Annotated in this window: 25 protein-coding genes and 1 tRNA gene; 11 read left to right on the forward strand and 15 right to left on the reverse strand. The window is 61.5% G+C overall.

Going from position 1 to position 26,978, the window contains the following annotated elements; genetic code table 11:
• Nucleotides 1–68: 68 nt before the first annotated feature.
• The 3 genes from NO934_RS01140 to NO934_RS01150 form a co-directional block, all read right to left on the reverse strand.
• Nucleotides 69–2,036, reverse strand: coding sequence for an ABC transporter substrate-binding protein (locus tag NO934_RS01140; protein ID WP_309161712.1), 1,968 nt, complete (start codon nucleotides 2,034–2,036; stop codon nucleotides 69–71).
• A 211-nt stretch (nucleotides 2,037–2,247) separates the two neighbouring features.
• Nucleotides 2,248–3,237: a LacI family DNA-binding transcriptional regulator gene (locus tag NO934_RS01145; RefSeq protein ID WP_309161714.1), complete on the reverse strand. Its 990-nt coding sequence runs from the start codon at nucleotides 3,235–3,237 to the stop codon at nucleotides 2,248–2,250.
• 203 nt (nucleotides 3,238–3,440) lie between these two features.
• A tRNA-Ser gene (locus tag NO934_RS01150) sits at nucleotides 3,441–3,530 on the reverse strand.
• A 150-nt stretch (nucleotides 3,531–3,680) separates the two neighbouring features.
• On the opposite strand from NO934_RS01150, the gene NO934_RS01155 reads away from it, so the two are divergent.
• On the forward strand, nucleotides 3,681–3,884 hold the full coding sequence (locus NO934_RS01155) for a CsbD family protein (protein WP_309161715.1): 204 nt from the start codon (nucleotides 3,681–3,683) through the stop codon (nucleotides 3,882–3,884).
• Nucleotides 3,885–3,939: 55 nt separating this feature from the next.
• On the opposite strand, the gene NO934_RS01160 is transcribed toward NO934_RS01155, so the two are convergent.
• Entirely contained in the window at nucleotides 3,940–4,647 is a 708-nt protein-coding gene (locus NO934_RS01160) for a glutathione S-transferase N-terminal domain-containing protein (RefSeq protein ID WP_309161716.1), read from the reverse strand.
• Between the two features lie 108 nt (nucleotides 4,648–4,755).
• Entirely contained in the window at nucleotides 4,756–5,307 is a 552-nt protein-coding gene (locus NO934_RS01165; RefSeq protein WP_309161717.1) for a glyoxalase superfamily protein, read from the reverse strand.
• A 190-nt stretch (nucleotides 5,308–5,497) separates the two neighbouring features.
• Here NO934_RS01165 and NO934_RS01170 point away from each other — a divergent pair, with 190 nt between their 5' ends.
• Entirely contained in the window at nucleotides 5,498–6,262 is a 765-nt protein-coding gene (locus NO934_RS01170) for a sulfite exporter TauE/SafE family protein (protein ID WP_309161718.1), read from the forward strand.
• Nucleotides 6,263–6,337: 75 nt separating this feature from the next.
• Here the strand turns inward: NO934_RS01170 and NO934_RS01175 are convergent, their stop codons facing one another.
• Both NO934_RS01175 and NO934_RS01180 read right to left on the reverse strand, forming a co-directional pair.
• Nucleotides 6,338–7,324 (reverse strand): heparan-alpha-glucosaminide N-acetyltransferase, encoded by a 987-nt coding sequence (locus NO934_RS01175; protein WP_309161719.1) that lies wholly within the window; start codon nucleotides 7,322–7,324, stop codon nucleotides 6,338–6,340.
• Nucleotides 7,321–9,417: a molybdopterin oxidoreductase family protein gene (locus tag NO934_RS01180; RefSeq protein WP_309161722.1), complete on the reverse strand. Its 2,097-nt coding sequence runs from the start codon at nucleotides 9,415–9,417 to the stop codon at nucleotides 7,321–7,323. Before NO934_RS01180 ends, NO934_RS01175 begins: the two co-directional genes overlap by 4 nt.
• Before the next feature lie 182 nt (nucleotides 9,418–9,599).
• On the opposite strand from NO934_RS01180, the gene NO934_RS01185 reads away from it, so the two are divergent.
• Both NO934_RS01185 and NO934_RS01190 read left to right on the forward strand, forming a co-directional pair.
• Nucleotides 9,600–10,355, forward strand: coding sequence for a transferrin-binding protein-like solute binding protein (locus NO934_RS01185; protein WP_309161724.1), 756 nt, complete (start codon nucleotides 9,600–9,602; stop codon nucleotides 10,353–10,355).
• Between the two features lie 95 nt (nucleotides 10,356–10,450).
• Complete coding sequence (locus NO934_RS01190; RefSeq protein WP_309161726.1) at nucleotides 10,451–11,731, forward strand: surface lipoprotein assembly modifier; 1,281 nt, start codon at nucleotides 10,451–10,453, stop codon at nucleotides 11,729–11,731.
• 100 nt (nucleotides 11,732–11,831) lie between these two features.
• Here the strand turns inward: NO934_RS01190 and NO934_RS01195 are convergent, their stop codons facing one another.
• Nucleotides 11,832–13,367: an MDR family MFS transporter gene (locus tag NO934_RS01195; RefSeq protein WP_309161728.1), complete on the reverse strand. Its 1,536-nt coding sequence runs from the start codon at nucleotides 13,365–13,367 to the stop codon at nucleotides 11,832–11,834.
• A gap of 99 nt (nucleotides 13,368–13,466) precedes the next feature.
• On the opposite strand from NO934_RS01195, the gene NO934_RS01200 reads away from it, so the two are divergent.
• Nucleotides 13,467–14,090 (forward strand): MarR family winged helix-turn-helix transcriptional regulator, encoded by a 624-nt coding sequence (locus tag NO934_RS01200; RefSeq protein ID WP_309161730.1) that lies wholly within the window; start codon nucleotides 13,467–13,469, stop codon nucleotides 14,088–14,090.
• Here the strand turns inward: NO934_RS01200 and NO934_RS01205 are convergent.
• The gene (locus NO934_RS01205; RefSeq protein ID WP_309161732.1) at nucleotides 14,070–14,936 is read right to left on the reverse strand and encodes a LysR substrate-binding domain-containing protein; all 867 of its coding nucleotides are present in this window, start codon (nucleotides 14,934–14,936) and stop codon (nucleotides 14,070–14,072) included. The two genes, NO934_RS01200 and NO934_RS01205, sit on opposite strands and share 21 nt — an antisense overlap.
• Before the next feature lie 107 nt (nucleotides 14,937–15,043).
• On the opposite strand from NO934_RS01205, the gene NO934_RS01210 reads away from it, so the two are divergent.
• Complete coding sequence (locus NO934_RS01210; RefSeq protein ID WP_309161734.1) at nucleotides 15,044–15,295, forward strand: DUF1127 domain-containing protein; 252 nt, start codon at nucleotides 15,044–15,046, stop codon at nucleotides 15,293–15,295.
• 216 nt (nucleotides 15,296–15,511) lie between these two features.
• Here NO934_RS01210 and ndk read toward each other — a convergent pair whose 3' ends face one another.
• The 3 genes from ndk to NO934_RS01225 form a co-directional block, all read right to left on the reverse strand.
• On the reverse strand, nucleotides 15,512–15,934 hold the full coding sequence (gene ndk, locus NO934_RS01215; protein ID WP_309161735.1) for a nucleoside-diphosphate kinase: 423 nt from the start codon (nucleotides 15,932–15,934) through the stop codon (nucleotides 15,512–15,514).
• 88 nt (nucleotides 15,935–16,022) lie between these two features.
• Nucleotides 16,023–16,295 carry a type II toxin-antitoxin system RelE/ParE family toxin gene (locus NO934_RS01220; RefSeq protein ID WP_309161737.1) on the reverse strand — a complete coding sequence of 91 codons (273 nt, stop codon included), beginning with the start codon at nucleotides 16,293–16,295 and terminating at the stop codon, nucleotides 16,023–16,025.
• Nucleotides 16,292–16,579 carry a hypothetical protein gene (locus NO934_RS01225; protein ID WP_309161740.1) on the reverse strand — a complete coding sequence of 96 codons (288 nt, stop codon included), beginning with the start codon at nucleotides 16,577–16,579 and terminating at the stop codon, nucleotides 16,292–16,294. Before NO934_RS01225 ends, NO934_RS01220 begins: the two co-directional genes overlap by 4 nt.
• 106 nt (nucleotides 16,580–16,685) lie before the next feature.
• Here NO934_RS01225 and NO934_RS01230 point away from each other — a divergent pair, with 106 nt between their 5' ends.
• Both NO934_RS01230 and NO934_RS01235 read left to right on the forward strand, forming a co-directional pair.
• Nucleotides 16,686–18,566: an ABC-F family ATP-binding cassette domain-containing protein gene (locus NO934_RS01230; RefSeq protein WP_309163778.1), complete on the forward strand. Its 1,881-nt coding sequence runs from the start codon at nucleotides 16,686–16,688 to the stop codon at nucleotides 18,564–18,566.
• Nucleotides 18,567–18,764: 198 nt separating this feature from the next.
• Nucleotides 18,765–19,628, forward strand: a complete 864-nt coding sequence (locus NO934_RS01235) for a DUF4344 domain-containing metallopeptidase (protein WP_309161741.1) — start codon at nucleotides 18,765–18,767, stop codon at nucleotides 19,626–19,628.
• A 1-nt stretch (nucleotide 19,629) separates the two neighbouring features.
• Here NO934_RS01235 and NO934_RS01240 read toward each other — a convergent pair whose 3' ends face one another.
• Genes NO934_RS01240 through NO934_RS01250 form a run of 3 tightly spaced genes read right to left on the reverse strand, consistent with a single transcriptional unit; the run spans nucleotide 19,630 to nucleotide 22,199 of the window.
• Entirely contained in the window at nucleotides 19,630–20,247 is a 618-nt protein-coding gene (locus tag NO934_RS01240; protein ID WP_309161742.1) for a YitT family protein, read from the reverse strand.
• On the reverse strand, nucleotides 20,247–20,696 hold the full coding sequence (locus tag NO934_RS01245; protein ID WP_309161744.1) for a DNA polymerase III subunit chi: 450 nt from the start codon (nucleotides 20,694–20,696) through the stop codon (nucleotides 20,247–20,249). The genes NO934_RS01240 and NO934_RS01245 overlap by 1 nt, the downstream gene beginning before the upstream one ends.
• 12 nt (nucleotides 20,697–20,708) lie before the next feature.
• The gene (locus NO934_RS01250; protein ID WP_309161745.1) at nucleotides 20,709–22,199 is read right to left on the reverse strand and encodes a leucyl aminopeptidase; all 1,491 of its coding nucleotides are present in this window, start codon (nucleotides 22,197–22,199) and stop codon (nucleotides 20,709–20,711) included.
• A gap of 187 nt (nucleotides 22,200–22,386) precedes the next feature.
• Here NO934_RS01250 and NO934_RS01255 point away from each other — a divergent pair, with 187 nt between their 5' ends.
• From NO934_RS01255 to NO934_RS01265, 3 genes are read left to right on the forward strand one after another with little or no spacing between them, the layout of a single operon-like run.
• Nucleotides 22,387–23,466, forward strand: coding sequence for an LptF/LptG family permease (locus tag NO934_RS01255; RefSeq protein ID WP_309161746.1), 1,080 nt, complete (start codon nucleotides 22,387–22,389; stop codon nucleotides 23,464–23,466).
• Nucleotides 23,463–24,542 (forward strand): LptF/LptG family permease, encoded by a 1,080-nt coding sequence (locus NO934_RS01260; protein ID WP_309161747.1) that lies wholly within the window; start codon nucleotides 23,463–23,465, stop codon nucleotides 24,540–24,542. Before NO934_RS01255 ends, NO934_RS01260 begins: the two co-directional genes overlap by 4 nt.
• Nucleotides 24,542–26,854 (forward strand): LPS assembly protein LptD, encoded by a 2,313-nt coding sequence (locus tag NO934_RS01265; protein ID WP_309161748.1) that lies wholly within the window; start codon nucleotides 24,542–24,544, stop codon nucleotides 26,852–26,854. Before NO934_RS01260 ends, NO934_RS01265 begins: the two co-directional genes overlap by 1 nt.
• The last annotated feature ends 124 nt before the right edge of the window (nucleotides 26,855–26,978 follow it).

The raw sequence follows: 26,978 nt of genomic DNA on the forward strand, positions 1-26,978 counted from the left end.
CCGGTTCTTACAGTGCCGAGCGGGCCCCGAAATCAGGGCCCGCTCCCGTTTGGATTGGAGGCTGGTGCCTACTGCTGGTCGGGCTCGAAATAGAAGGTCGAGAAATTGGCCGGAGCGATGCCCGGATAGAGCCAACCCTCGATCAGCGGTTCGGGCAGATTGCGCAGATTGTTCTTGACGGCGCGGTAGTTGCCTTCGGGCAGCGCTATACCGACGGTGGGGAAGAACTCGGCGACCATGTCGAGATATTCGTGCATGCGCTCGGCCTGTTCTTCGCCCGCCGTCGTGGCGATGGAATTGGCAGCATCGAGAAGCTCGATCACCTCGGCAGGCGGCTCGATGGGCTCGACATCGCCGGCAACGTCGGATCCGCGGTTAACCAGCCCGCGTTCCTGGTTGTACCAGAGCTCCCAGGCATCCCAATTGCCTGCCATGCCGGGGCCACCGAGGAAAACGTGCGTGGCCATCAGCGGGAGGCTGCCCGAACCGTTTTCGGCGATCCAGAGATTAAGGTCGCGGTCCGGAGCGGTGCTACGCTGTTCATAGACCTCGTCGGCAACGACATCGACCACCACGTCGATACCCACCGCTTCCCAATAGCTTTCCACAAGGAGCGCCATATCGACCCAATCGGAACGGAAGCCTTCATTGACTGAAATCACGATCTGGAAAGGCTCTCCATTCTCATCGAGGCGCATGCCCTCGGCGTTCTTTTCCGGCAGCACCTCGTCGAGATGTTCGTTCGCAAGTGCGACGTCGTACTCTGTGTACTGCGTAGCCAACTGCTCGTCGTAGAAAGGCGAGTTCGGGCGGGGAGCGACCTGATAAGGACGTCCCTGGCCGAGATAGACGACGTCGATAATCTCCGGCCGATTGATGGCCAGCGACAGGCCGATGCGGAAATCCTTGTTCTGATAGACCGAAGCCTTGAACGGATCGGGATGGTTCAGCGCAAACATGAAGTATGCGGTGTTCATGTCGGCGCTTTCCGCCGAGATCAGGCGATAATCACCCTGCTCCTGGTTCTCGAAGAAAATCGCCCGGTTTGAAGGATTCGAGATATTGACCTGGCTGATGTCGACCTGGCCAGAGAGCGACATGGCAAGCTGAACCTCGGGATCCTGAACCAGTACCCAGGTGCGCGTGTCGATGTAGGGGAGCTGGTTGCACTCGGTATCGACCTTGAAGAAATACGGATTGCGCTCGAAGGTGAAGCGCTCCTTGCCCAGGAACGGCTCGGTGGGGAGCCAGGCATGGATATGGGGGCGGTCCGGATTGTTGTATTCGGACTGCATGCCGTACGTGCCCACTGTATCGCGCCACCAGGTGGTGTAGTCGGTCGCGCCGGCCTCTTCCATCATCTGGGCCACGCCCTCGGGGTTGAGATCGCGATCGAACTGGGAAACGTAGTGCTCGGCGAACTGAACGACGCGCTGGCCATAGGAAGTCGCCAGGTCGTTAAGGAACAGACCGTTGGGGTTGGACCATTTGAATTCGACCGTATAGTCGTCGATAGCAGTGACGGTCGCGAGTTCGCCATCGACGACGAACATCCCACGCGGAGATTCGTTGATGTCGGTGTTGGTTTCGACCCGCTCCCACCAGAAGACGATGTCGTCAGCCGTGAAGTCTTCCCCATCGGACCACTTCATGCCCTCACGCAGATAGAACGTGTAAGTGGTCGCATCCTCGGAGACGTCCCAGCCCTTGGCAACGTTGGGGATTACTTCCGAACCGTCCACCGACCAGCGCACCAGCGGCTCATAGCCATAGTGGCGGAACTCCGCCAGACGGCTGCCGCCGTTGGTGTCGATGAGATCGCCGCCATAAACGCCGATCTGTTCGGCCGGGGTGAGGACGAGCGGCTCGAGCGGCAAACGCTCTTCGACCGGCGGCAGTTCGCCCGCTGCCACGGCTTCTGCGAGCTGCGGGGCTTCCGAATACGCGTTACAGGTTTGCGCGAGCGCGGGTGAAGCGGCCATGACCAAAGCCACGGTACCCGCCAGAGCGTTCAGGCGCTTGTTGAGAAGGTTCATGATGGCATCCCACTTTATTGCCATGGAGGGCGGAAAACGATGATCGGCGCGCCAATCATTGTGCACTCGCTTGCATATGTGCGTTTTGTATCTCCCCCATGACAACTTCATTACGCTCGTATGATAGCGTTTTGAAAACTGCACGCGCGTCCACTTGCTCACGCGTGTGACGCGAGCTGGTGGAGGCCATTTATGGAGGTCTTGCCGTGTTTTATCGCCGCAATGCTACGGTCGTGCGACGTATGTATTCGGTCCGCACCCGGAATTGACCGGGCTGCTGGCGTGGTTCGGTCAACAGTGAGAGGATCTGACCGATCACATCGTCGGAGCTTTGGCGGATCGTGGAGAGTTGATAGGCGCCCCAGCGCGCCGAGATGTTGTCATCATAGCCGATAACACTGATGTCGTCGGGCACGTTGCGCCCGAGTTTGTAACGCAGCGCATCCATGGCCGCGAAAGCCATGATGTCGTTGGCGCAGAATAGCGCATCGGGCAATTTCCCGGCCGAGAACATCCTTATGACTTCTTCATGGGCCTGGTCATATTTGAAATCGCCGTTGCCCTCGGCAACCAGCGTCAATCCGTGCGCCACCATGGCATCGATCAGCGCGCTCCGCCGATCACGGGCGATGAGGGCGGTGGAACGCCCCCCCATGAAAGCAACGGTGCGGTGGCCGGTGGCGGCGAGATCGGCAACCATGTCGGATATTCCCTGACGCTGATCGATCACGACAGCGTCGACTTCGTCGTCACCTGTCCATTGACCGTTGAGAATGATCGGGCGCGTCATGGAGACAATGCGACCGGTTGCAGCGGGATGTACGCTGTCACCCATCACCACCATGCCCCGCACAGGATAAGCCGCCGCCCTGTTGAGCGTACGAATGCCATCCTCGCCCGGCTCGACCATCACCATGAGCGGCAAGAGGCCTTGCTCCTGAATCGCATTCATCAGTGCATTGTAGAAATAGGGCGACCGGCCATCGGGGAGTTTATTGATGATCACCGCGACCATATTGCTCTGCCGGCTGGCAAGGCTGCTGGCGATAGCGTTGGGGCGATAGTCGAGTTGCTGGGCCGCCTTGAGGATTTTTTCGCGCTTTTCGCTTGAGACGAACCCGTTGCCGGAAAATGTGCGAGACACGGCAGACCGGGAAACACCCGCCAATCGCGCAACGTCGTTCGCTGTCGCAGATTTCAACGCACCCTCCCCACAGAATCGGCCGCCCGGCCCAGCTTATGGGCACTGGTATTCGACCTCGCCCCGGAGGGAAAGCATCTTCTGTTTTTGCGCAGGGACTCGGCCGATCAGCAGATCGGAAGCTCAACGATCGCCGCAAAGAGCAGTGGGCGTAATACTCTGTCTGAGCCGGTCCGCTTCAGCAGATCGCAAGAGCTGAGCAATGGCGGAGAGGAAGGGATTCGAACCCTCGAGACAGTTACCCGCCTACGCCCTTAGCAGGGGCGCGCCTTCGACCACTCGGCCACCTCTCCGAGGCGGGTGGTAGCCCGGAACGTCACGGGAGTGCAAGGGCTTTTTGCCCAGCGCGACGAAAATGCCGGGGACGATGCCGGAAGGTCGGCCGGGAACCTCCAACAGTGCTCAGCCGTTTCCACGGCAACGGTATCAAAAGGAGAAACACGATGAATCGCGATCAGATGGAAGGCAACTGGAAGCAGTTTACCGGCAAGGTGAAAGAGCAGTGGGGCAAGCTCACTGACGACGATCTCGATCAGATCGGTGGCAAGCGCGAACAACTTGAAGGCAAGATACAGGAACGCTACGGCAAATCCAAGGAAGATGCACGCCGCGACGTCGACTCCTGGTTCGATCGCAACGGCTGGTAAGCCGGTCCTCCAACGAAAACGGCACCCTCGCGGGTGCCGTTTTTTATGGTCAGAATCAGCGAGCGCGCTGGTTGAACATCACTTTCTGCGCTTCCTTGTCTTCAGCCAGGTTCATGGTCTGATCTTCGGGCAATTTCACCGCGAGGCCGCGCTGGACACCCGGACGAGCCTTGAGGCGCTCCTGCCAAGCGGCAACATTGGGAAATTCGGCAATATCCATGCCCTGCTTTTCCCAGCCGAGCGACCAACTCAGCGTCGCCATGTCGGCAATCGAGTAGTCGCCGGCAATATAATCCTTGCCCTCGAGCTGCTTGTTCAGCACGCCGTAGAGGCGGTGAGTTTCATTGACGTAACGATCGATGGCGTATGGAATTTTTTCCGGCGCGTATTGCTTGAAATGATGGTTCTGGCCGAGCATCGGGCCAAATCCGCCCATCTGCCAGAACAGCCACTCATCAACGTTGACGCGAGCCCGCGGATCGGTCGGATAGAATCTGCCGAACTTCTCGGCGAGATATTTGAGAATGGCGCCGGATTCGAAAACCGAGATCGGTTCGCCACCGGGGCCTTCCGGATCGACGATTGCCGGGATCTTGTTGTTGGGCGAGATGGCCAGAAACTCTGGCTTGAACTGATCGCCCTTGCCGATATGAATGGCGTGGACGGTATAGGGCACGCCAAGCTCTTCGAGCATGATCGAGATCTTGTGCCCGTTGGGCGTGGGGAAATAATAAAGATCGATCGGCTTGGTTTGTTCAGTCATGACGACTCCTTGGACACCGGACAACTCGCCTCAATTCATCGTATGTTGCCGATGAATGCAACCCTGTTCGAAAAGCCGGCGCAGCTTTCGATGCGCCGGCTTCGATATTCAGCCTCTCGAGGTAATCACCATGTGCGGTTCACCGTCGCTGGTACGGCTGGGCGAGACGCCTTCGCGGGTGACCGTGGCTTCAACCCGTTGACGGAAAGCGGAAAAGCTTTCGAACGAGACGACGTCGACGGGTTCGTCGAACTGGACGGTGAGGCGGAACATGTCCCCTGCCCCCAAGGCGGCGAGGCCAATGATGGTGCCGCTAAAGGGTTGTTTCAGATAGGTTCCGCTGATCCGCTGGCTCAGGGCAAAGGCGGGCGCGCGGGTCAGGGGGAGCACGCCGGAGGCTGTGTTCCAATCACGAAAGCCGTGAAAACGCGCAACCATTTCAAGGGCTTGGGCATGAGAAACGGTGCGGCCAGCTTCGAGCTGGGCGGCGCGATACTGACGCGCCTCAGTCTTGAGGTCGGTCGTGGTCAGATGGGATGCAGGTTTGCGCATCGTCATATACTCCACGGCGGATTTTTTGTCTTGGGAGTCCGCATTGCCAAGCACCGCCAATGAGTTAGGACGATGTTTGCAGAATTCACGCGGGCCGGAAAGCGGCATGGCGTGGAAGACTTCACCTCAAGGCTCTTGCCTCGCGGACGGCTGGCTCTTCAACCGAGACGGGAGATAGGAGCGACGGCCGCCCGTGTCAACCTCATGCCCGCCATGCGGAAAATTCATGGTATTGAATTGAGCATTGATGCCAGTGTTGGCTAGATGTTGATTTCCAACGTTTCCCGGAACTGTTTTCGTGACATTTTTACTGCTTTTCGCCGCCGGTCTGATCGGCGGGATGATCAACTCGCTCGCCGGTGGGGGCTCGTTCGTGATCTTTCCGGCGCTGCTGTTCGCCGGTGTTCCGCCAGTGCTCGCCAATGCGTCAAATACCTATGCGTGTTTGCCCGGCTATGTGAGCGGCACTGTCGGGTACTGGAAGCACATCGCGCCCTATCGCGACCGGATGGTGCTTTATTGCGTGATCGGGCTGGTGGGCGGCTATCTGGGTGCCGAAGCGCTGATGCGGATTTCGGACGAGCAGTTCTCCGGGATCATCCCGTGGCTGATGGCGTTCGCTGTGGCGATCTATATCTTCGGGCAGCGGATCAACCGCTTCCTCGCGTCGCGGTCGAGCGGCAGCCGGCATGCGGCGCGGGCGGGGGCGATCGGGCTTTCGGCGCTGCTGCTGGCGACGAGCTTTTATGGCGGGTTCTTCAATGCGGGCCTCGGCATCGTGCTGCTGGCCTGGCTGGCGCTCGCCGGGTTCGAGGACGTTCACGTTATGAACGGGCTCAAGCTTTTGCTGTCCTCGGTGATCTCGGTGGTGGCCGTGGTGCGGTTTGCCGCGACGGGGTCGATCGCCTGGGTGGACGGTTCGGTGGCGCTGGCGGGAGCAGTGGTCGGGGGCTTTGCGGCGGCCTATTTCTCGCATCTGGTGCCGGCCAAGGCGATCAGGGGGTTCGTGATCGTCTATGGGATCGGGCTGACGCTGTATTTTTTCTGGACGACTTATGGGTAGGTGATTGCTGCGAGGCTGCTGCTGGATTCCGGGAATAAATCCCGGAATGACAGCGGAGAGTATGAGGCATAACCACTAATTCGGCGCAAGCAGCCTCTCGTCGAGCACCTGGGCGGCGCATTGGTTGGCGAGGTCCTGGAGCGTCGCGTCTTGGTCGGGCGTGCGCTCGGGCGCTTCGAGCATGGCCCACAGGCTATCGCCTTCAATGCGATCGAGCGTGCAGGCGCAATAGGCGGTGCAATAGCTCTGGTCGGGTGCCGACTGGCCGCAGGTGGCTTCGCAGCTTGCGAGGAAATTGTTGGCGCGGTTGGCTTCGCTTACGCCGGTGAGCGAGGAAATGCCCATCAGGACACCGATCATGATCGGTTGATGCAAGACGTAGATGACCAGACTCCAGCGGCCCAATCGCGCAAGAAAGCGCGCCGGGGACGTGGTGCCCTGGATTTCAGCGAGGCGGGTGGCAAAGCCGCTGGCCAGCGCCAAGCGGGCGGCGGCAATGCCGGCGAGCGCGACGCCGAACCATGGGAAGATGGGAACAAGATCCTCGGTGGGTGGAGGAACATCCCACAGGCCGATCCAGGACCAGAGCTTTTCACCGAACAGCGGCTCTTGCACGAACAGCGGCAATAGGATGATCGCGATCGCCGAAACGATGACCAACGCCAGTGGCGAGCGCAGGAAAGCGAGCCCCAAAAGGCTGAAAAGCGCGATGGCGTGCAGGACGCCGAAATAGACGAAGGTTTCGGCGTAGAACGCATAGGTGCCAGCCGTGACCAGCAGCGCGGCGCCGAGGATTATGGCGAAGCGCCGCCAGAAAGCAGGCCAGCGGATGCCGGCGCCATGGCCGAGCACGAGCGAAACGCCGGTCAAAAAGATGAAGGTGCCCACGATCGATTTCTGGAAAACGATCCAGGGGAGCGACTGGGTGGGGTCGAAATCCACGAAACCGAGGAAAGCCAGGTCCCAGGAGAAGTGATAGATGACCATCGCGACGATGGCGATGCCGCGCGCGATATCGACGGCCGCGATGCGCGGGCGGGAGGCGGGAGCGATTTCGGTCATGCGGCCGATGCCCTGACCCAGACGGCGGCATCATGGAAAGCCGCTCCACCGAACGGCTTGACGGGATCGGAGCCGATCAAGGTGTTGATCCCCCTGCCCTTGCGATGCGCCTTGTGCGGGTGCAGGCCCTCGGCGACGACGACGCCGGGGCGCAGGCCATCGAAAATCCTCAGCGTCAGTTCAACGCTGCCGCGGTGATTGCCGACGGTGACGGGTGCGCCATCGGCGAGGTCGAGGCGGGAGGCATCGTCAGGGTGCATGAGGAGCGATGGTGCCCCCTCCCGCTTCTGGCTGCCGGGGGTTTCGATGAAGGTGGAGTTGAGGAACGTCCGCGCCGGAGAGGTGGTGAGGCGGAACGGGACCTCGGCGGACGTCGGTTCGTTCCAATCGGCGAAATCGACAAGTTTTGGCATCTCGGATGGATCGCAGACCCATTCGACGCCGCGCTTGATGCGCGTGGCTTCCCAATCGGGCTTGAAGCGGAACTTGCCATCCGGCCAGGCAAAGCCAGCGGTATAGCGCGCCCTGTCATCGGGCAAGGCGCGATCCACGAAGCCGGATCTTTCGATCTCTTCGAGGTCGCCATAACCTGATTTGGCAAAGGTTTCGGCGACCATCTCGCGGTCGGTCTTTTCGGTCGCGGCGTGAGAGGCGCCGACGCGCCTGGCGATTTCGTTGATGACGAAGTGGTTCGGCATGGCTTCGCCCGGAGCGTCGATCAGCTTGGGACCATAGAGTATGCGGGTGTGACCGCCGCGCGTGTAATAGTCGTTGTGCTCGACGAACATTGTGGCGGGCAGGACGATATCGGCCATCTGGGCCGTTTCGGTCATGAACTGCTCGTGGACGACGGTGAAAAGATCTTCGCGCTCAAAGCCCCGGCGGGTGAGGCTGTGATCGGGCGTCACCACCATGGGATTGGTGTTCTGGATCAGCAGCGCCTTGACCGGCCCGCCGCCCTTGAGCGCTTCGACATCGCCGGTGAGGATCGGGCCGATGCGGCACATGTCCAATTCGCGCACATCGGGTTTTTTGAGCGAAGCGCCGGTGATCTGGGATTTGTCGAGCCCCCAGGTGCCGGAATTGGAATGGAAGGCGCCGCCGCCGCGATGCTTCCATGCGCCCAGCATTGTGGGGACACAAAGCGCGGCGTGCATGTTGGTTGCGCCATTGCGCTGGCGGGAAAAGCCATAACCGAGGCGGAAATAGGCGCGCGGGTTTTCGCCAAGCAGCCGGGCGAATGCCTCGATCTCCTCGACCGACAGGCCGGTGATGGACGCTGCCCATTCCGGGGTCCTGTCCGCAAGGTGCGATTCAACTTCGGCGTCGAAATCGGTGTGGCTCAAGAGAAATTCGCGGTCCGCCAATCCCTCGCGGAGCAGCACATGCATCACCGCGAGCGCCAGGGCGCCATCGGTGCCCGGGCGGATGAGCAGCGGCATATCCGCCTGCTCCATGGTCGCGGTGCGGTAGATATCGACGACCACGAGCCTGGCGCCCCTCTCGCGCCGGGCGCGGATGGCATGGGTCATGACGTTGATCTGGGTGTTGACCGGATTGGTGCCCCAAATGATCACGCAGTCGCTCTCGGCCATCTGCTCGGGATTGGGCCCGGCCAGAAGCCCGGTGCCGGCGATGTAGCCGGTCCAGGAGATCATGACGCAGATGGTGTCGTATTGGCCGGCATAGCCCTTGGCGTGGCGCAGCCGGTTTATGCCGTCGCGCTGCACATGGCCCATGGTGCCCGCATAGTAATAAGGCCAGATGGAATCGGCGCCGAACTCGTCCTCGATCTCCAGAAACCGACGGCCGATCTCGTCAAGCGCTTCGTCCCAGGTGATCCGCTCGAACCGCCCCGATCCCTTCGGGCCGGTGCGGCGCATGGGATAGAGCAGCCTGTCGGGGTGATGCGCGCGCTCCGCATAACGGGCGACCTTCTCGCAGATCACCCCTGCCGTATAGGGATCGTCCTTGGCGCCGCGCACACGGCCGATGGTGCCGGTATCGAGCACTTCGACATCGAGCGCGCAGGTTGACGGGCAATCGTGAGGACAGACGGTGCGGGCAGTGCGAACGACGAGGGGCTTGTTCATTCAGGTGCAGTTCATGCTGGTTTGGTGACCATACTATGGCGTTCGAACGGATGTGTCAGCCTGTTGGGGCCAGATTGCAACACCGCTGCTTTCAAACGTCCATGACTCGGAACTTCCACATTCGGGCCGCATTGTTGCCCCGAGTGCGGGGGCTAATCGCCGCACCAATAAGGAGAATTCTCATGCCATCAAAGCTTTTTGCATTTTCCGCACTCGCCGCAGCACTCGCCGTCAGTGGTTGTTCGAGCACGGGTGGCGGAGGCTCGTCCGGCCAGTCGATTCCGCAGCCCGGCGGACCGGCTCTGGGTTATAACGCAGTGACTATTTCAGGCAGCGGTGGCGGGCAACTGGCAACCGGCCGCATCACTGGTGACAGCGAGGATGTCGTGGTGGACGTGGCCGGGGAGACCTATCGATTCGGTAACGGAAGCCAGGGCGCCAGCTATGCCGGCATCGATGCATATTCGTATGGCTCGTCCCGCAACGGCGGGGCCCTGTACCTGGGAGACTATGCCGCCGGCGCGATCGTCGCGGACAGTGCCGTCAACAATCAGGCCGCGACAGTGTTTCAAGGTCAACGCACCCCCACTAACGTCATTCCCGACCAGCGGGTATTGTATGACGGCTTGTGGAACATTGCGGCCAACGACGGAACTGGCGGAAACGGACGTTTCGCAGCCGATTTCGATTTCAGTACCAATACCTATGCAATGGGCCTGACCGACGCGAATGGAGCGCGAGCAGGCCAAGGGGGCGGCCAGGTCAACAGAAATAACAACACGTTCGAGGGCGACCTCGACACGACCGGTTCGTTCGAATCGTCCAACGACGTCTATGGCGCCTTCTTTGGACCCGATTACGACGAAATCGGCGGTGTGATGGCTGGCAACAGTATTTCGGGCGAAACGGCAGGCGTATTCGTGGGTAACCGCCGTTAATCTGCGGCAGCCTGTTCCAATATGTGTCGGTTCCGAGGACTCTCGGAGCCGATTTCGATTTGGGGGTTAGTTTGATCTTCTTCAAACACTGTTTAGTGGCATTGACCACCGCTGGGACGATGGCAATCCTGCCGGCTGCGGCGCAAGAGGCAACTCTGCAATCGCTTGACCGCGCCTTAGCCGCAAGCAACTGGACGCAGGCCGACGCGATTGCCGCACAGCTCGATGCGCAGGCGGGGCAAGGCGATATCATGGCTGCCTACGCCGCCTCGGTGCGGCATGCCGAGAGCGGGCAATGTTCCGATGCGGTCATCCTTGCCGATCTCGTTATCGAGGCGATACCGTTTTTCATACCGCCCTATCTCGTCGCTTATCGCTGCCATAGCCAATTGGGGCGGTACGACGTTGCTGCCGCCCGGCTCGGTTCGTTACAGGCGATCCTGCCCGACGGCCCGGAACGCGACCTCGTTACTCAGCTTCTCCAAAACGAACAATCGCGCGGCCAGCCCTCCCTGAGTGGTTACTTCACCGCCGCGCCTTCCACCAACGTCAACCGGGCCACGTCCGAGCGGACCATCGATGGCGGTCTCTGGGGACCTGGGACGATTCCCGACGAGGCGCGCGAGCAGCGCGGGGTGCTGTTCGAGTTCGGCGGATCGGTGGCGGTGGAATTGGCGCGGACCGAGGCGCTGACCGTTTCGGGGGTGCTGCGTTCGGACGTGCGGTTTACGACAGACGACGAGCGGTTCGAGCCGAGTTTTACCGTGGAAACCCCCGTTTCGTTCAGCGTGACCGATACCGCGCGTGCCGTGGTTGCCCCCTATCTGACCTTCGGGCTCGACGAGGAGCGGCTGACGCGGATCGAAGCCGGCGCGCGGGGTACGTTCACCCTGCCGATCACGGCGCAGCAGCGGCTGGCCGTCAACCTCAAGGTCGCGGCGATCGAGCGCCCGCATTTTCCGCAACGGAGCGGCTATCTGGCCGACGGCGCGGTGTCGCTATCGAACACACTGGCGCCGAACATCAATCTCACCACGACCGCGCGGGCCATCTACCACCACACCGATGACGAGAGTTTCCGCACGCTGGAGGGCACGCTCGAAGCGCGGCTCGATACGCTGCTCGAAGGCGGATTGCTGCTGGGCCTTGAAGGCACCGTCGGCCAGCGCTGGCACTGGCGCCCTGCCCCGTTCCAGACCGAAAAAGATCAAGTCGATACCTTCGTCACCGGCCGTATCGATGCCAGCCATCGCGACATCACGTTCGGGCCGCTGATGCCCTCGATCTACTATGAGTACACCAATAGCTGGTCGGACAACGTGTTCTACGACTATGAAAGCCACGATATCGGGCTTTCGCTGCGGGCCAGCTTCTAAAAGCAACGCCCCTGGGAAAATCCCAGGGGCGTTGATAATTTGATTCAAATGGCTACCGGACTGATTCCGCGAAGGCCGTTAAGCCCTTGATCCGATGCGGCTATTCCGCCGCCTGTGCTTCCGGTTCGATATCCATGCGCTCGGGCCGCCGGTCGGAAAGCGGGATTTCGACCAGGAGCCAGCCGATGGCAAAGGCGACGACGGCAGCGATGGCGGCGATCCAGAAGATCGGATGGAGCGCCGAGACATAGGCCTGCAGCATGGCGGCCTGCTCGGCCGCCGGCATCGTGGCGAGGATATCGGCATTAAAGCCCGCGGTTCCCTCAGGGTGCCCGATTGCGGCCGTTTCATAGGCCAGGCGATTGGCGAAGATGGCGCCGAGCACGGCCACGCCCAGCGAGCCGCCGATCTGGCGGAACATCTGCGCGCTGGCGGTCGCGACACCTAGAACCGAATGGGGAACCGCGTTCTGGATCGCGGCGACGCCCACGCTCATCACCGGCCCGATGCCGATGCCGACCAGCAGGACGTAAAGCATGACCAGCGGGAACGGCGTATCGGTGCCAAGCGTGCCGAGCAGCAGCGCGCCAACGGCGAGGACGGCCGAGGACACGATGGGCAATAGCTTATAGCGTCCGGTGCGCGACATATACATGCCCGACAACGTTGAAGTGCCGATCAGGCCGATCATCAGCGGCAGGAGCGCCAGCCCGGCCTGGGTGGGGGCGAAGCCCTGAACGATCAGCAGGTATGAGGGCATGTATGTGATGGTGCCGAACATGACCGTGCCGACGATGAAGCCGACGCCGTTGGAGACCAGAAACGCGTTGTTGCGGAAGAGGTACAACGGCAGGATCGGCTCGGCGGCCTTGCGCTCGACCAGAACGAAGGCGATGAGCGACGCTATGCCGACGACCGGCAGCGACAGCGCCATGGGATCGAGCCATGGCATGACCGTGCCGCCGATGCTGGTGTAGATCACCAGCGATGAGAGCGAGACGGTGAGCAGGATGGCGCCCGCATAGTCTATCTTGCGCTTTACGCTGGTGGCGTGCGGCTGGAAGGCCACGGCGATGACGGCGAAGGCGAGGATGCCGATGGGCAGGTTGACCAGGAACAGCCAGCGCCAGGAGAGCGTCTGGACGATCAGCCCGCCGATCAGCGGCCCGATGGCCGTCGATACGCCGAAGGACGCGCCGATGAAGCCCTGCGCCTTGCCGCGCTCGCGGGCGGGCAGCACATCGCCGACCGCGGCCATGGCGGTGACGATCAGCCCACCGCCGCCGAACCCTTGCAGAAAGCGACAGGCGACCAGCATGGTCAGATCGACCGACAGCGCCGCGATCACCGAGGCGACCATGAACAGTCCCAAGCCGACCTGGAGCATCAGCTTGCGGCCGTACATATCGCCCAGCTTGCCGAAGACCGGCGCGGCGACGGTGGCGGCGAGAAGATAGGCCGTGATGGCCCAGGAGATGTGTTCGATCCCGCCCAATTCGCCTACGATGATGGGCAGAGCGGTGGTTATGATCGTCTGGCCCAGCGAGGCTACGAGCAGGGTCGCGATGACCGCACCGATCACCAACCTGACGTTGGCCGGCTTTTCCTCCGGTGCGGGTGGAATGGATTGCGACATATTAAACTCCGGGGATAACGTGCTTGAGATATCTGCCTACGGCATTTACATGTCAATAGCATGCATTTGCTTTCGGCATGCATTTAAGGAGCATCGCCTATGCCATCGCGACAGGAAACGATACGCGAGGTCCTCGCCCAGCGCCGCAAGGATCCCGACCTTGCCGAGGCGCTGCTGCGGATAGATGCCGTGGCGCAGAACTGGCGCCGCCAGATGCACAAGCGCGAATTGGGCCATCGCGCCTTGCGGGCGCTTGGGCTCGACATCGATCTCGCTCAGGTGGATGTGCTGTTTGCCATCGCTCCGCCGTCCTTTGCCATGGGGTCCAACGACGAAGACGAGACGATGGTTTCAACGGTCGCCGAGCGCCTTGCCATCGATCCATCGCGCGCCAGCCGGCTTGTGGCCGAGATGGTCAATGCAGGCTATGCGCGCCGCGCCGTTTCCCAGCGCGACGCCCGCCGCGCGATTCTCGAGCTGACCCCGGCCGGGCAGGCCGTGGTCGATGCGGTGCTCAAATTCAAATGGCTGCTGTTGGGCGAGTTTTTCAGCGGATGGTCCAAGGACGACATCGCAGCATTCGTCCCCCTGCTCGAACGCTATTCGACCTGGATGCGGACGAGCGAGAACGCTGAGGAAAAATTTGCCGACGACATCGCGCAATTGTCACGCTCGATCGCCAAGGCCAAAAGCGACGTTCCCTCAAGCAGCCAGAGCGGGTGAGCCCAACTGGGCCTTTGCGTAGGATAGGAAGAGCTCGCGCACGGGATTTTCCGCTCCGGCAGCGCGCTTTATGCCGATCTCGGCAACGCCGAGGGGATAGCGCGCATCCATTTCCTCCAAAATCCGCAGGCCGGGGCTGACAAACCACGCCGGCGCCACAGCCACGCCAAGACCGTCCCGGACGGTGAGCGTAATGAGCGCTGCATTGGAGGTGGTGACCACGAGGCGCGACTTGCGGCCATCGCGCGCCAAGGCCGCCGACGCCATCTCGCGCCAGGAGCAGCCGGAAGACCAGGCGCAGAACGGCAGTGGATCGTCGAAATGAGGTGAGCCCACATCGCTGCCGAACCAATGAAGACGATCGGAGCGCAGCACCTCGATCTCGGTATCCCCTGCCCGGCAGGACAGGATGGCCGCGTCGAGCTGGCGGTCCGCCAGAAGATCGAGCAGGTGGCCGGTGTTGCCGGTCGCGACTTCGACCTGCACTGCCGGATGGGCAAGATTGAAGGCACGCAGGATCGCCGGGAGGAACGCCTGGGCATATTCATCGATGGCACCCAGGCGCACGCGCCCGCTGACCTCGGGCGGACGGAAGGCACGGATGGCCTCATCGTTGAGCCGGACCATGGACGCGGCATATTCGAGGAGCTTGAGGCCATCGGCGGTGAGAACGTTGCGCCGCCCCTCCTTTTCGAACAGCGGCACGCCGACGATCTCTTCGAGCCGCTTCATCTGGGCCGAGACGGTGGACTGCGTCTTATTCACCTTCTCCCCAGCCCCGCCGAAGCTGCCGGTTTCGGAGATGGCGAGAAAGGTGCGGAGGAAATCGGGATCGAGAGAGAACATGGCCTTCGCCTCACATCGGATTTATCGATCTTTATAGCCAAAAACATTCGTTAGATCAATCGATGCGAGAGGCGCAGGATGGTTTCGTCAGGAGAAAGGACGGAACCATGCATCTCATGTTCGAAAGCAGCAAGCACGTAGGCAGCCGGCCTAATTTCTGGGACGAACTCAAGGGATATGTCGTCAGCCTGTGGGTTGCGCACCGGACAGCCACGGCCAGAAGGCGGTCACTGGTCCGGCTCGCCGATATGGAAGAATGGCAATTGCGCGATATCGGGCTGACGCGCGCCGACGTGGAACACGCGCTGGCCCGCAACCACATCGGGCGTGATCTTGTCGAGCCCGTGCAGCCGCATTGAAAAAGGCCGCTCCGTGGGGAGCGGCCTTGATGATTTTGGCGGCGTTGTGCCTTCCGGCCCGTCGCCTATGCTCCGGGCGTTCGGCACTCAAATCATGCCACCGGCATGATTTGCCCCTTCGGGTCGCACCCGTCCGGCGCTCGGCGTAGCCTCGCGCGTTCGGCACTCAAATCGCTCCACCGGAGCGATTTGACCTCACATGCGTGAGGTCGTGCCTCACCCCACGATTTCTTCGTCTTTGAAGAAGAATTTGATTTCTTCTGCTGCGGTTTCCGGGGCGTCCGAACCGTGGACCGAGTTTTCGCCGACCGAGAGGGCGAATTCCTTGCGGATGGTGCCTTCGGCAGCGTTTTCCGGGTTGGTGGCGCCCATCACTTCGCGGTTCTTGGCGATGGCGTCTTCACCTTCGAGCACCTGAACGACGACCGGGCCGGAGATCATGAAATCCACCAGTTCGCCGAAGAAGGGGCGGTCCTTGTGGACGGCGTAGAAGCCTTCGGCCTGCTCGCGGGTCATGCGGATGCGCTTGGAAGCAACGACGCGAAGACCGGCGTCCTCGAATTTGGAGATGATCTTGCCGGTGAGGTTGCGAGCCGTGGCGTCCGGCTTTATGATCGAAAAGGTGCGCTGAATGGCCATGTGGTCGATGTCCTGTTAGGAATGGGATCGGAAAGGTGGCGCCTTTTAGCGTCCCTCAATGGCAGTGGCAAGACGGCGCGAGAGAGGTTTACGGCCAGCGCTGGGCGGCGTGGATGACTGTCAGAACGCGAATTGTATCGCCATCGACTTCATAAACCAAAATGTAACTGGGGTGGACAACAAGTTCCCTGGTCATTTCGAGGCGTCCTGATCGCCCGCGATATGGATAATCCAGAAGAGCGTCGGCCGACGTTTCCAACCGTATGTCCAGTTTGCGGGCCGCTGACGGACTGTCCTGCGCGATCGTGTGGGCAATTCGCACGCGATCGGTGCGAGCGATCAAAGTCCATTCCAGCTTCAAGCGTCAGCATCCTCCCGTTCAAGGAGTTCCGCCCTCACCTTGGCGAAATACTCCTTGATCTCTTCGTTGGAATAGACGCGCCCCGCAGCAACGTCATCCAACCCTTGCTGCACCTTTGCTCTAAACCAGGCATCATACTCTGCCTCCTCCTGCTGTTTCGCGATCGTTTCGCGCATGAAATCGCGTAGGAGCTGGGCTCCGGTGCGATCCTTAGATTTTGCGATCTCAGCGAATTGGTGCTTCAGATCTTCATCGACGCGGAAGGTGAAGGTGGATTCGGTCATGTGCTTGCTCCGCATTGCAGGGTAATAACACTGTAACACATAAGCTCGACGCAGCCAATCACAAGGCTTGCGCCCTGCCCTTTCCGCCTATACTCACCGCGCCATCATGCTCACCATCAACAATCTCCATTACAAGATCGCCGGACGGCCGCTGTTCGAAGGGGCGTCGGTGACGTTGCCGACCGGGTCCAAGACCGGCTTTGTGGGCAAGAACGGGTCGGGCAAGACCACGCTGTTCCAGTTGATCCAGGGTTTTCTCGCTCCCGAGCAAGGATCGATCGAGCTTGCGAAGCGCGCCCGGATCGGGGCCGTGGCGCAGGAAGCTCCGGCGAGCGAGATGAGCGTGCTCGACATGGTGCTCACCGCCGACAAGGAGCGGACGGCGCTGCTTACAGAGGCCGAGACGGCCGAGGACCCGCACCGGATCGCGGAAATCCATACGCGGCTGGCCGATATCGACGCGCACACCGCCGAGGCGCGGGCGAGCGCCATCCTCAAGGGTCTCGGCTTTTCGCTGGACCGCCAGAGCGGACCGTGCAGCGAACTGTCGGGCGGCTGGCGCATGCGCGTTGCCCTGGCCGGTGTGCTGTTCAGCCAGCCCGACCTGCTGCTGCTCGACGAACCCACCAACTATCTCGACCTCGAAGGCACGCTGTGGCTGGAGCGCTATCTGGCGACCTATCCCTACACCGTCTTCATGATCTCCCACGACCGCGACCTGCTCAACAAGGCGGTCAATTCGATCATCCATCTCGAACGGGGCAAGCTGACCTTCTACAAGGGCAATTACGACACGTTCGAGGAAACGCGCCGCATGCAGATGGAGCTGCAGAACAAGGCGCGGGAAAAGACGCTCGCCCAGATCGAGCACATGCAGAAATTCGTCGACCGCTTCCGCTCCAAGGCCACCAAGGCCAAGCAGGCGCAGAGCCGCTTGAAGGCGATCCAGAAGCTCAGGCCGCCTGAAGCGCTGTTTGACGAATATGCGGCGCCGTTCAGCTTTCAACAGCCGAAAAAGGCGCCGGCGACGCCGATGATCACCTTCGACAACGTTTCGGTGGGTTATGGCGACAAGGTTATCCTCTCACGCATCACCAACCGCATCGATCCCGACGACCGGATCGCGCTAATCGGCCCGAACGGCAACGGCAAATCGACGTTCGCCAAGCTGCTCTCGGGCGAGCTCAAGCCCATGGGCGGCCAGATGCTCAAGGCCAAGACGCTGGAGGTCGCCTATTTCGCGCAGCACCAGCTCGATCACCTCAAGCCCGAGCAGACGCCGTACGAGCATGTCATCGATCTGATGCCCATGGAGAGCGAAGCCAAGCGACGCGCGCGCGTCGCCCAAATGGGCCTGTCCACCACGCGGATGGACACCAAGGCCAAGAACCTTTCGGGCGGGGAACGGGCACGGCTTCTGATGGGGCTGATTACATTCAACGGCCCGGGAATGCTGGTGCTCGACGAACCGACCAACCACCTGGACATCGACAGCCGGGATGCGCTGGTCCACGCGCTCAACGACTACAAGGGCGCGGTGCTGATCATCTCGCACGACCGGCACCTGATCGAGGCGACATGCGACACGCTTTGGATCGCCGAGAACGGCACCGTCTCGCTCTTTGAAGACGATCTCGACGGCTACCAGCGCAACCTGACCTCCGGCAGTTCCGGCAATGGCAACGGAACCGGCGCTTCGGCATCCGACCGCAAGCGGGAGCGCCAGGAAGCGGCGGCAAGGCGGGCAGAGCTGGCGCCGCTGCGCAAGGAGATCAAATCGATCGAGCAGAAGCTCGAATGGAAGCGCAAGGACCTCGCCAAGATCGACAAGCAGCTCGACGACCCCGCGCTCTATACCGGCGATCCGGACAAGGCCATAAAGCTGGGCATCGAGAAATCGCGCTTCGAAGACGACATCGCGGCACTGGAAGATAGCTGGCTGGAAAAGAGCGCCGAACTGGAAGCGGCGCAGGCTGATGCGCAATAGTGGACCAGTTATTTACTGCTCCGGCCGCACGATCTAGAGCATTTCCGCTTTTCTCCGAATCGCTTCAATGCTCTAAGTCCTTGTTTTGTCGCGTGTCCGAACCGCAAAACCGTTCCACTTTTGCTGGACACGCTCTAGCCTCTCGAAAAGGTGCAGGCTAAAGTGCTGCTACGCCCATCAGTACCGGACGAGGGACCAATGGCCAAACGTTTGATCGCTGCCGCAATGGTGCTGCTGGCGAGCGTCGCACCAAGCAGCGCCCAGCAGCCCCGGCTGACCAACGAGCAGCACGAGGCAGCGGTCCAGTTCGTCATGGGCAATGTGCGGCACACCATGCTTCATGAGATCGGCCACCTTCTGGTCGACCAACTCAACCTTCCGGTATTGGGGCGCGAGGAAGATGCCGTCGATACGATGGCAACGGTCATGATGCTCGAAACCGGCACGCAGGCCGATGTGATAGCCCTGCAGGACACCGTGGACGGCTGGCTCTATTCGGAAGCGACCCGGCCGACGCGCGGCTATGTGAACGCCGATTTTTACGGCGCCCACAGCCTGGATATCCAGCGCTCCTACGCCATCGCCTGCCTTATGGTGGGAAGCGACTACGACAAGCACACCCAATATGCGACGCGCATTTCGCTGCCCATCGATCGGCAGAACAGTTGCGCGGAAGATTATCGCATCGCCGAACAGGGCTGGAACACCGTTCTCGAGCCTTATCGCCGGGTGGGCGCGATCGATGCGGCGATCGATATTCAGTATCGCGACAGCCGCGGCGAATATCCGGACGTCGAGGCCCTGCTCCGGCAAGAGCGCGTGCTTGAATTCTATGCGGACTGGGTGGCCAAGAACTTCGTTCTGCCCAACCCCGTGCGGATGACTGCCGAGAATTGCGGCGAGGTCAATGCGTTCTACGATCTCGGAACGCGCGAAGTGATCCTGTGCTACGAATGGGTCGACTTCTTTTACGATCTGTTCGTGACCGAAGTCATGCCGGTGCGTGAGCACTTCGCGCTGGTGCGCAAGCTCAAGCTCGAAAAGCTCGGACGACCGGAATAATCTAACTCACCCCCATATAGCGGCCGGGCTTGTGGTTGAGAATGATCACTAGGCTCATGAACGCCGCCCCGACCAGCGAGAGCGCGACGCGGTCCAGAGGCAGGATGAACAGGGCGGCGACCAGGATCAGGAAATCGATGCCCAACTGCACATAGCCGGCGGGGATATTGTGATTGTCCTGGAGATAGAGCGCCAGGATGTTGACCCCGCCCAGGCTGGCGCGGTGGCGGAACAGGGCCAGAATGCCCATGCCCATCATGGCGCCGCCGGCAATGGCGGCAAAGAGCGGATCGATGCCGCCGATATTGAGCCAGCCGGGCATGAGAGCCGGATAGATCGAAACCAGGCCGACGGCGATGAAGGTCTTGAGCGTAAACCGCCAGCCCATGCGCAGGAACGCCAGGATGTAGAACGGCAGGTTGACCACGAAAAACACGGCGCCGAACGGCAAGCCGGTGGCGTATTGCACCAGAAGCGCCAACCCGGCCGTGCTGCCCGTGGTGATCTGGGCTTCGGAATAAAATGTGACGCCAAGGCCCACGAACAGCGTGCCGAGCAGGATGGCAAGGATATCCTCGAGCGGTGTATGGCGGACCTTGGTGTCGAACGGGGCGTCCATCAGGCCTTCTTGCTCCACCGCCCGCCGGCGTCCTGCTGCCAGTAGGTCAGATCGTAGGTTGATCGGAGATTGCGCCAGACGTCTCGCGCTTCGGTAACGGCGTCCGGGTCGTGGCCGTTGAAGATATAGACCAGCCGCTCATAGCCATCGAGTTCGCGCGGGGTGGCGCGATCGACAAAAAAGCGGATCGCCGCGTGGTTCGGGTTTTCGTCGCCTGCCGTCAGGATCACGGGCTGATCGGCGTCATGCTCGTTCCGCCGCGCGATGCCGTGCGGAAGGAAACTGTCGTCGGTATAGGTCCAGAGCGCACTGTCGAGCGTTTCGAGGCGCTCGCCGCTTCCGACTTCCACCACCGCGCGCCAGCCGCGCTCGAGCGTTTTTTCGAGCAGCGCGGGCAGCACCGATTCCAGCGGACGGGTTTCGAGGTGGTAGAACAAGAGGTCGGTCACTGCGGTTCCTGCCTACCCTTCATAATTGTCTCGGATGAACCTGTCGAAAAGCGCCACCCCGAAGCCGGTGCCCCAGGAGGAGTTGGTTTCCGAGGACGGAACGCCAAAGCCCGTGCCGGCGATATCCACATGGGCCCAGGGCACTTCGCCGACGAAATGGGAAAGGAACTGGGCGGCGATGGACGCTCCGCCATTGCGGCCGCCCTGGTTCTTGATGTCGGCGAAACGGCTTTCGATGAGCTTGTCGTAAGCGTGGCCGATGGGCAGATGCCAGACTTTTTCGCCGGTGGCGAGGCCGGCATGCTGCAAACCCGCGGCAAGGGAGTCGGTGTTGGTGAAAACCCCGGCATAGTCGTTGCCGAGCGCGACCAGGATCGCGCCGGTGAGGGTGGCGATGTCCACCATGGCCTGGGGTTTGAATCTTTCACGGCAATACCAGAGGGCATCGGCAAGGACGAGCCGGCCTTCGGCGTCGGTCGAGATGATCTCGATCGTTTCGCCCGACATCGCGGTGATGATGTCGCCCGGGCGGAAGGCATTGCCGTCGGGCATGTTCTCGGCGAGTGCGAGGATGCCGATCGCGTTGACCTTTGCCTTTCGGCTGGCAAGGGCTTGCATGAGCCCGGTAATTGCGGCGGCGCCGGCCATGTCGCCCTTCATGTTTTCCATCGACGCGGCGCCCTTGATGGAAATGCCGCCGGTGTCGAAAACAATGCCCTTGCCGACAAAGGCCACCGGGTCCTGCTGCTTTTTGCCGCCGTTCCACTGCATGACCACCAGCCGGGGTGGGCGGACCGAGCCCTGGCCAACAGCCAGCAACGCTCCCATGCCGAGCTTTTGCATTTCCTTTTCGGTTAGGACTTCGACGGAAACCCCGATTTCCGAAAGGCCCTGCGCGACTTGCGCCATCTCCTCGGGGCCCAGAAGGTTGGCTGGTTCGTTGACGAGATCGCGGGCGAGGATGGTTCCGGCGGCCACGGCAAGCGCCTGATCCAGCTCTGCCCCGATATCCTTGGGCGAGCCGGCGGCAATGGTGAGCGAAAGCCGGTCATGGTCGCGGCCGCTGCCGCGCTTGATGTATTTGTCGAAGCGGTATGAGCGAAGCGTGGCGCCGGCGGCGAGAGCGGCGACCTGCCGGGGCGAGATACCGGGCTCGTCCAGAATGACGGCCGCATCGCGAATCCTGGCGCCATCGAGCTTGGCGAAAAGCGATCCACCGCGGTCGGCCCAGGCCGCTTCGGTTTGTGCCTGGCCATCATCGCCGCGCCCGAGCACGACGAGGCGTTCGCAGTCGAGCCCGGCAGGCGCGGCGATATCGATCATATGCCCCGGCCGGCCGGAAAAACCGGTGGCTTTGGCGATCCTTGCGAAATCGAGCCCTGTCCGCGCCCAGATTGCGCCTCCAACCGGCCCCAATGGCCCGCTTTCATCGGCGTAGAAGATGAGAGCTTGCGCCGTCTGCGGCGGTTGTTCGGAAAGGCTGATGGAAAGGAATTCGGGCATGGAAGAACCTGGGCAAGAGAAGCACCATCCGGCGGATTCGCCGGCAGCACGCCGCTGAGCATTATCGCCCGCCAGCGCCGCGTCAATGCGCGCGGGAGATGTTTGCACGCCGCGTGTTGCTCTCGTGCGCTTTTGCCCGGCGAATGAACAGGCTAGAAGACCAACGCACCGACCGGCAAAGGATTCCATGGACAGGCTGTCGCGTTACCTGCAGAGCCAATTTTTCGCGCAGGCGCTCACCATCTTTGCGGCGGGCGGCGCGCTGATCTGGCTCATGCAGCTTTTGCGCCTGTTCGACCTGGTTTCGGCCCAGGGGCAGAATTTTCTCACGCTCATGGGCCAGAGCGCCCTCACCACGCCCACCTTCGCGCGCTCGATTCTCTATGTCTGCTTCGCCATCGGGCTGGTACGCGGGCTGCGGGCGCTCCAATCGTCGCGGGAACTGCACACCATTCATGCCGCGCAGCGGACCGGATCCTTGTGGCAAGCCATTGTTTCGTTCACGCTTGTCGGCGCGGCTGCCGTGACATTGGTGGCCAATTGGATCGAGCCCAATGCACGGCGGATTTCCGCCGATTGGTCCGCCCAGATCGCCGCCGACATCGTCGGGCGCGCCCTGGTGCCGGGACGGTTCACGGAAGTCGAAGAGGGGCTGGTGTTTTCGATCGCGGCCCGAGAGCGCGACGGCACGCTTGTCGACTTCTTTTTCGACGACACGACCAACGAGACCCGCCGCACCTATTTCGCTGAAACCGCTTCGGTGTTTCAGGACGAGACCGGTTACCAGCTCATCCTCAACAACGGCGCCATTCAATATGAAAGCGCCGGCCGCTCCGGCCTGAGCCAGATCCAGTTTTCACAATACCATATCAGCCTTGCGAGCCTGCTCGATGCGGCGTCGGCGACACAGGGGCTCGACCAGACCGACAGCATCTCGCTGGTCATGGCCGTTGCGGCTGGAGACGAGGGCGAGCGGGCCATGAGGATCGTTCACGCCCGGCTTGCCGATACGCTGCGCGCGCTGGCCATTTGCGCGCTCGCCGCCGCCCTCTGCGCCTATCCCGACGGCGGGCGCGGCCGGCGGCGGATACCCGTCGAGCTCGTCATTTTGCTGATCGCCTTTGCCGAGCAGGCTATCGGCGCCTTTTCGGGCGGCGGCGCCCGGCAGTACATCGCTCCAACACTCATTCTGGCCGGAGCGCTCGTGCTGCTTTGGGTCCGCAGCCGGCGTGCCTTCATCCTGCCGCGATGGAGGCTGGCGCCATGAACAGGGTCGGTCGCGTCATATGCGTGCGGCTGGCGGCCCGTATCGGGCTGGTGGTCGGGATTTTCTTCGGCATCATCCTGCTGGTCGAATTTCTCGATACCGGGCGCTTCAATCAGACAGCCGAGATCGCCGGCCCGTGGACATCCACCGGCCTTGCTTTCCTGAGCGCCCTGCGCTGGAGCCTTCTCGGCCTGCCGGTCACGGTACTGATCGGCGCGATCGTGGGATTGATCGACCTTCATTCGCACCGCGAGATGGTGATCATCAGCGCATCGGGACGCTCGATCTGGTCGGCGATGCGATGGCCGATCCTGATGATCCTTATTTCCGGCGTTGTGGTCACCACCGTCGTCGACAGCTTTGCGATCCGGGTCTATCAGCAGCTCGACGCTGCCCAGATCGGCTGGGGCCGGGCCTATGGCGTGCAGAATCGCGAGACATGGTTCAACCAGACCGGCACCGACGGCGATTACATGCTCTACGCGCGCAGCGTGCTGCGCGGGGGGGCCGAATTGCGGGACATCACCATCCTGCGCTACCTGCCTGAAGGCGGTACGGGCACACGCATACATGCCCAGAACGCCACGCTGGAGCCGGGCGCCTGGCACATTCGCGATGGGGTGGTTCTCGATGTCGACAGCCCTCCCCGCCCCTTTTCCGAGATGACGCTGGCAACCATCGCCACCCCGTCCGAACTCAGTCTCAAGCTGGGCACGGCCGAGGACATGAGCTGGTTCGACCTGCGCGAGGCGCTTGGGGTCGGAATCGCCGATCCTTTCGCGCTGGCCGCGGCGGAAACGCGATTCCATAAACTCAATGCCATTCCTTTCGTTCTTGTCGGTTCTTTGCTGATTGCGTTTGCCTTTACCGCCGGTTATCGAAGAGCAGGGCATTATGGGTGGACCATCGTCTATGGCATCGTCCTCGGGCTGGTGGTTTTTGTAATCACGGAGATGGCTGACCGGGCTGGCTCGGCAGGCGTTCTCAACCCGATTGCAGCGGCGTGGGGTCCAGCGCTCACAGCCATTGTCATCGGATTGACCGTGATCCTGCGTAGAGAAGACGGGCGCGTTTGATGGTCAAACCACCCAAGGGGAAAAATATCGTGCGGCACGGCGCACTTATCGCATGCGCTCTGGCTGCGGGGCTGGCGTTTGCGCCGGCGGCCTCGGCACAGCAAATCATTCCAGCCGACTTCTTTTCGCAAGTTCCTTCCGGTTCAGGCGGCGACATGGCCGTTGCGGCCGACACCATGGTCTTCAATTCCCGCAATGATACCGTGGTTGCCCAAGGCAATGTCGGCATCAGCTTCGAAGGCTTCCGCGCTACCGCCGACCGGGCAATTTATTATCAAACCACTGGCCGCGTGGAGCTTGTGGGCAATGTCGCCATCGTCGATCCCGATGGGGTCGAGTACGTGGCCGATCGCGTCGATCTCGAAGACGGCTTCCGCGAAGGCTTCCTGCGCGCCCTTACCGTCGCCTTTCCCGATGGCAGTCAGTTCACCGCTGCCGAAACCAATTTCCATGAGGGCGTGGAGCGCGTCTATGTCGACGGGACCTACAGGCCCTGCGGCACCTGCATAGACGAGAACGGAAACCGCATCGGCTGGTCGGTCAAGGCGGCCCGCATCGTCACCGACGAGGCCGAGCGCGTCATCCATTTCGAACAGCCCTCGCTGCAGCTTTTGGGCGTCTCGGTGCTCTGGCTGCCGTGGCTGACGATGCCGTCGGACGAAGAGATCGACTTTCCGGTTCTCTCATTCGACGAGGACTACGGGGTGGGCATCTCCCTGCCCTTCTTCCGCTACCGCATCGCCAACGGCACGCTGGCGGTGACGCCAAACATCTACACCAACCAGGGCGGCGGTGTGGAACTCGACTGGCGGCAGACGGTGGGCGACGTCTCCTACAGGGTGTGGACGGCTGGCGTTTATCAGGGCAATCCCGGCGTCTATGACGGGCTGGCCGATCGAAATTTCCGTGGCGCCATGCAGACCACAGGGCAGTTCACGCCAACCGACGAGTGGACACTGGGCTGGTCGTATACGGCTTTCACCGATCCGGCCTATCTGGATGATTACTACAATCAATCGCGCACCACGCAGCAGGTCTATGCCACCTATCTCGACAATGACAGCTATGGGGATATCCGCATCCAGCAGTTCGTGCCGTTCGATGATGCTGCTGATTGGGACGCGTACCAAAGAATACTAGATCGGCAGGCTCTGACTCATCCCAACCTGGTGTATGAGCGCATTGTTGAACTTGCCGATGAGGCCGGTCGAGTTGAGATTTCCGGGCGGTTATTGGGATTGACGCGCAGAGAGGATGATCTTTCCTCGCGTTTTGGAGAGGATGCCGATCCTGTCCAATATGTCCATGGCTACGAAGGTCAATCGGTCCATGCCATGGTGCAAGCCGCCTGGACCAACCAATATATCGTGCCGGGCGGGCTGGCGGTTTCACCCTATTTGGGGCTTCGCGCGGACGGAGCCAATTACGACGGCGCCAGCGATCTCGATGGCGCTCCTGAAGCCCAATCCCTGTTCTCAGCCACGCCCATCGCCGCGCTGGATGTGCGCTACCCTCTCCTGGCCCGGACCACGGGCGCAAGCCATGTGATCGAGCCCATAGCACAGCTCGTCTATCGCGAAGGCCCTGCCGTTCCCGGCATCATCAACAATGACGCGCAGAGCTTCGTGTTCGAAGATTCCAACCTCTTCAGCTTCAACCGCTTCTCGGGCGCCGATCGCCAGGAGACCGGCCTGAGGGCGAACGTGGGCGGCCAGTTCCAGACGAGTTTCGACAATGGAGCGTGGATCGGCGGGCTGGCCGGACAGTCCTTCCACCTGGCCGGGACCAATGCCTTCAACGTCACCGATGGCAGCACTGCCGGGGTGGGCTCGGGCATGAGCGACGACGCATCCTATATCGTAGCCGGCGTGCAGGCGGGCTATGGCGTTCTGCGCGCGGGAGCAAAGGCCCAGATCGACCCTGAAACCGGCGATATCCCTCGCGGCCAGATCTCCGCGGCCGGTGAATTTTATGACATCGGGCTTTCGGCCAACTATGTCTATATCGCCGAAAATCCCGTTCTGGGCACGACCCAGGACCTGCACGAAATTTCCGTGGGCACCCGAATCCCGCTTGCCGATTATTGGACGGCCAATGTTGGCATCGCGTGGGATCTGGCGACCAGCCAGTGGCTCGAGACGACGGCCGGCCTTCGATACGACGACAACTTCCTTGCCTATGGCATTCAGGCCCGAGCCACCGGGCCGACGCACGATACCGCCGACGACCTTCGCATCGGCGTAAACTTCAGCTTGAGCGGTCCCCAGAACCAGAATGTGCTCGACCTGGGATATTCCTTCACCGAGTTTTAAGGTGGCTCAGGTCCTCGAAAGGGCCGTGCCAAGGTGAGGGAAACGTGATAGGCACGGGACCCAAACCATGCCACCTCTGCCGAATTTGGCCGTATTTGTGCTAGAGGACGAGACCAAAAGCGCT

It is taken from the genome of Pelagibacterium sp. H642 (genome assembly GCF_031202855.1).
GTDB lineage: Bacteria > Pseudomonadota > Alphaproteobacteria > Rhizobiales > Devosiaceae > Pelagibacterium.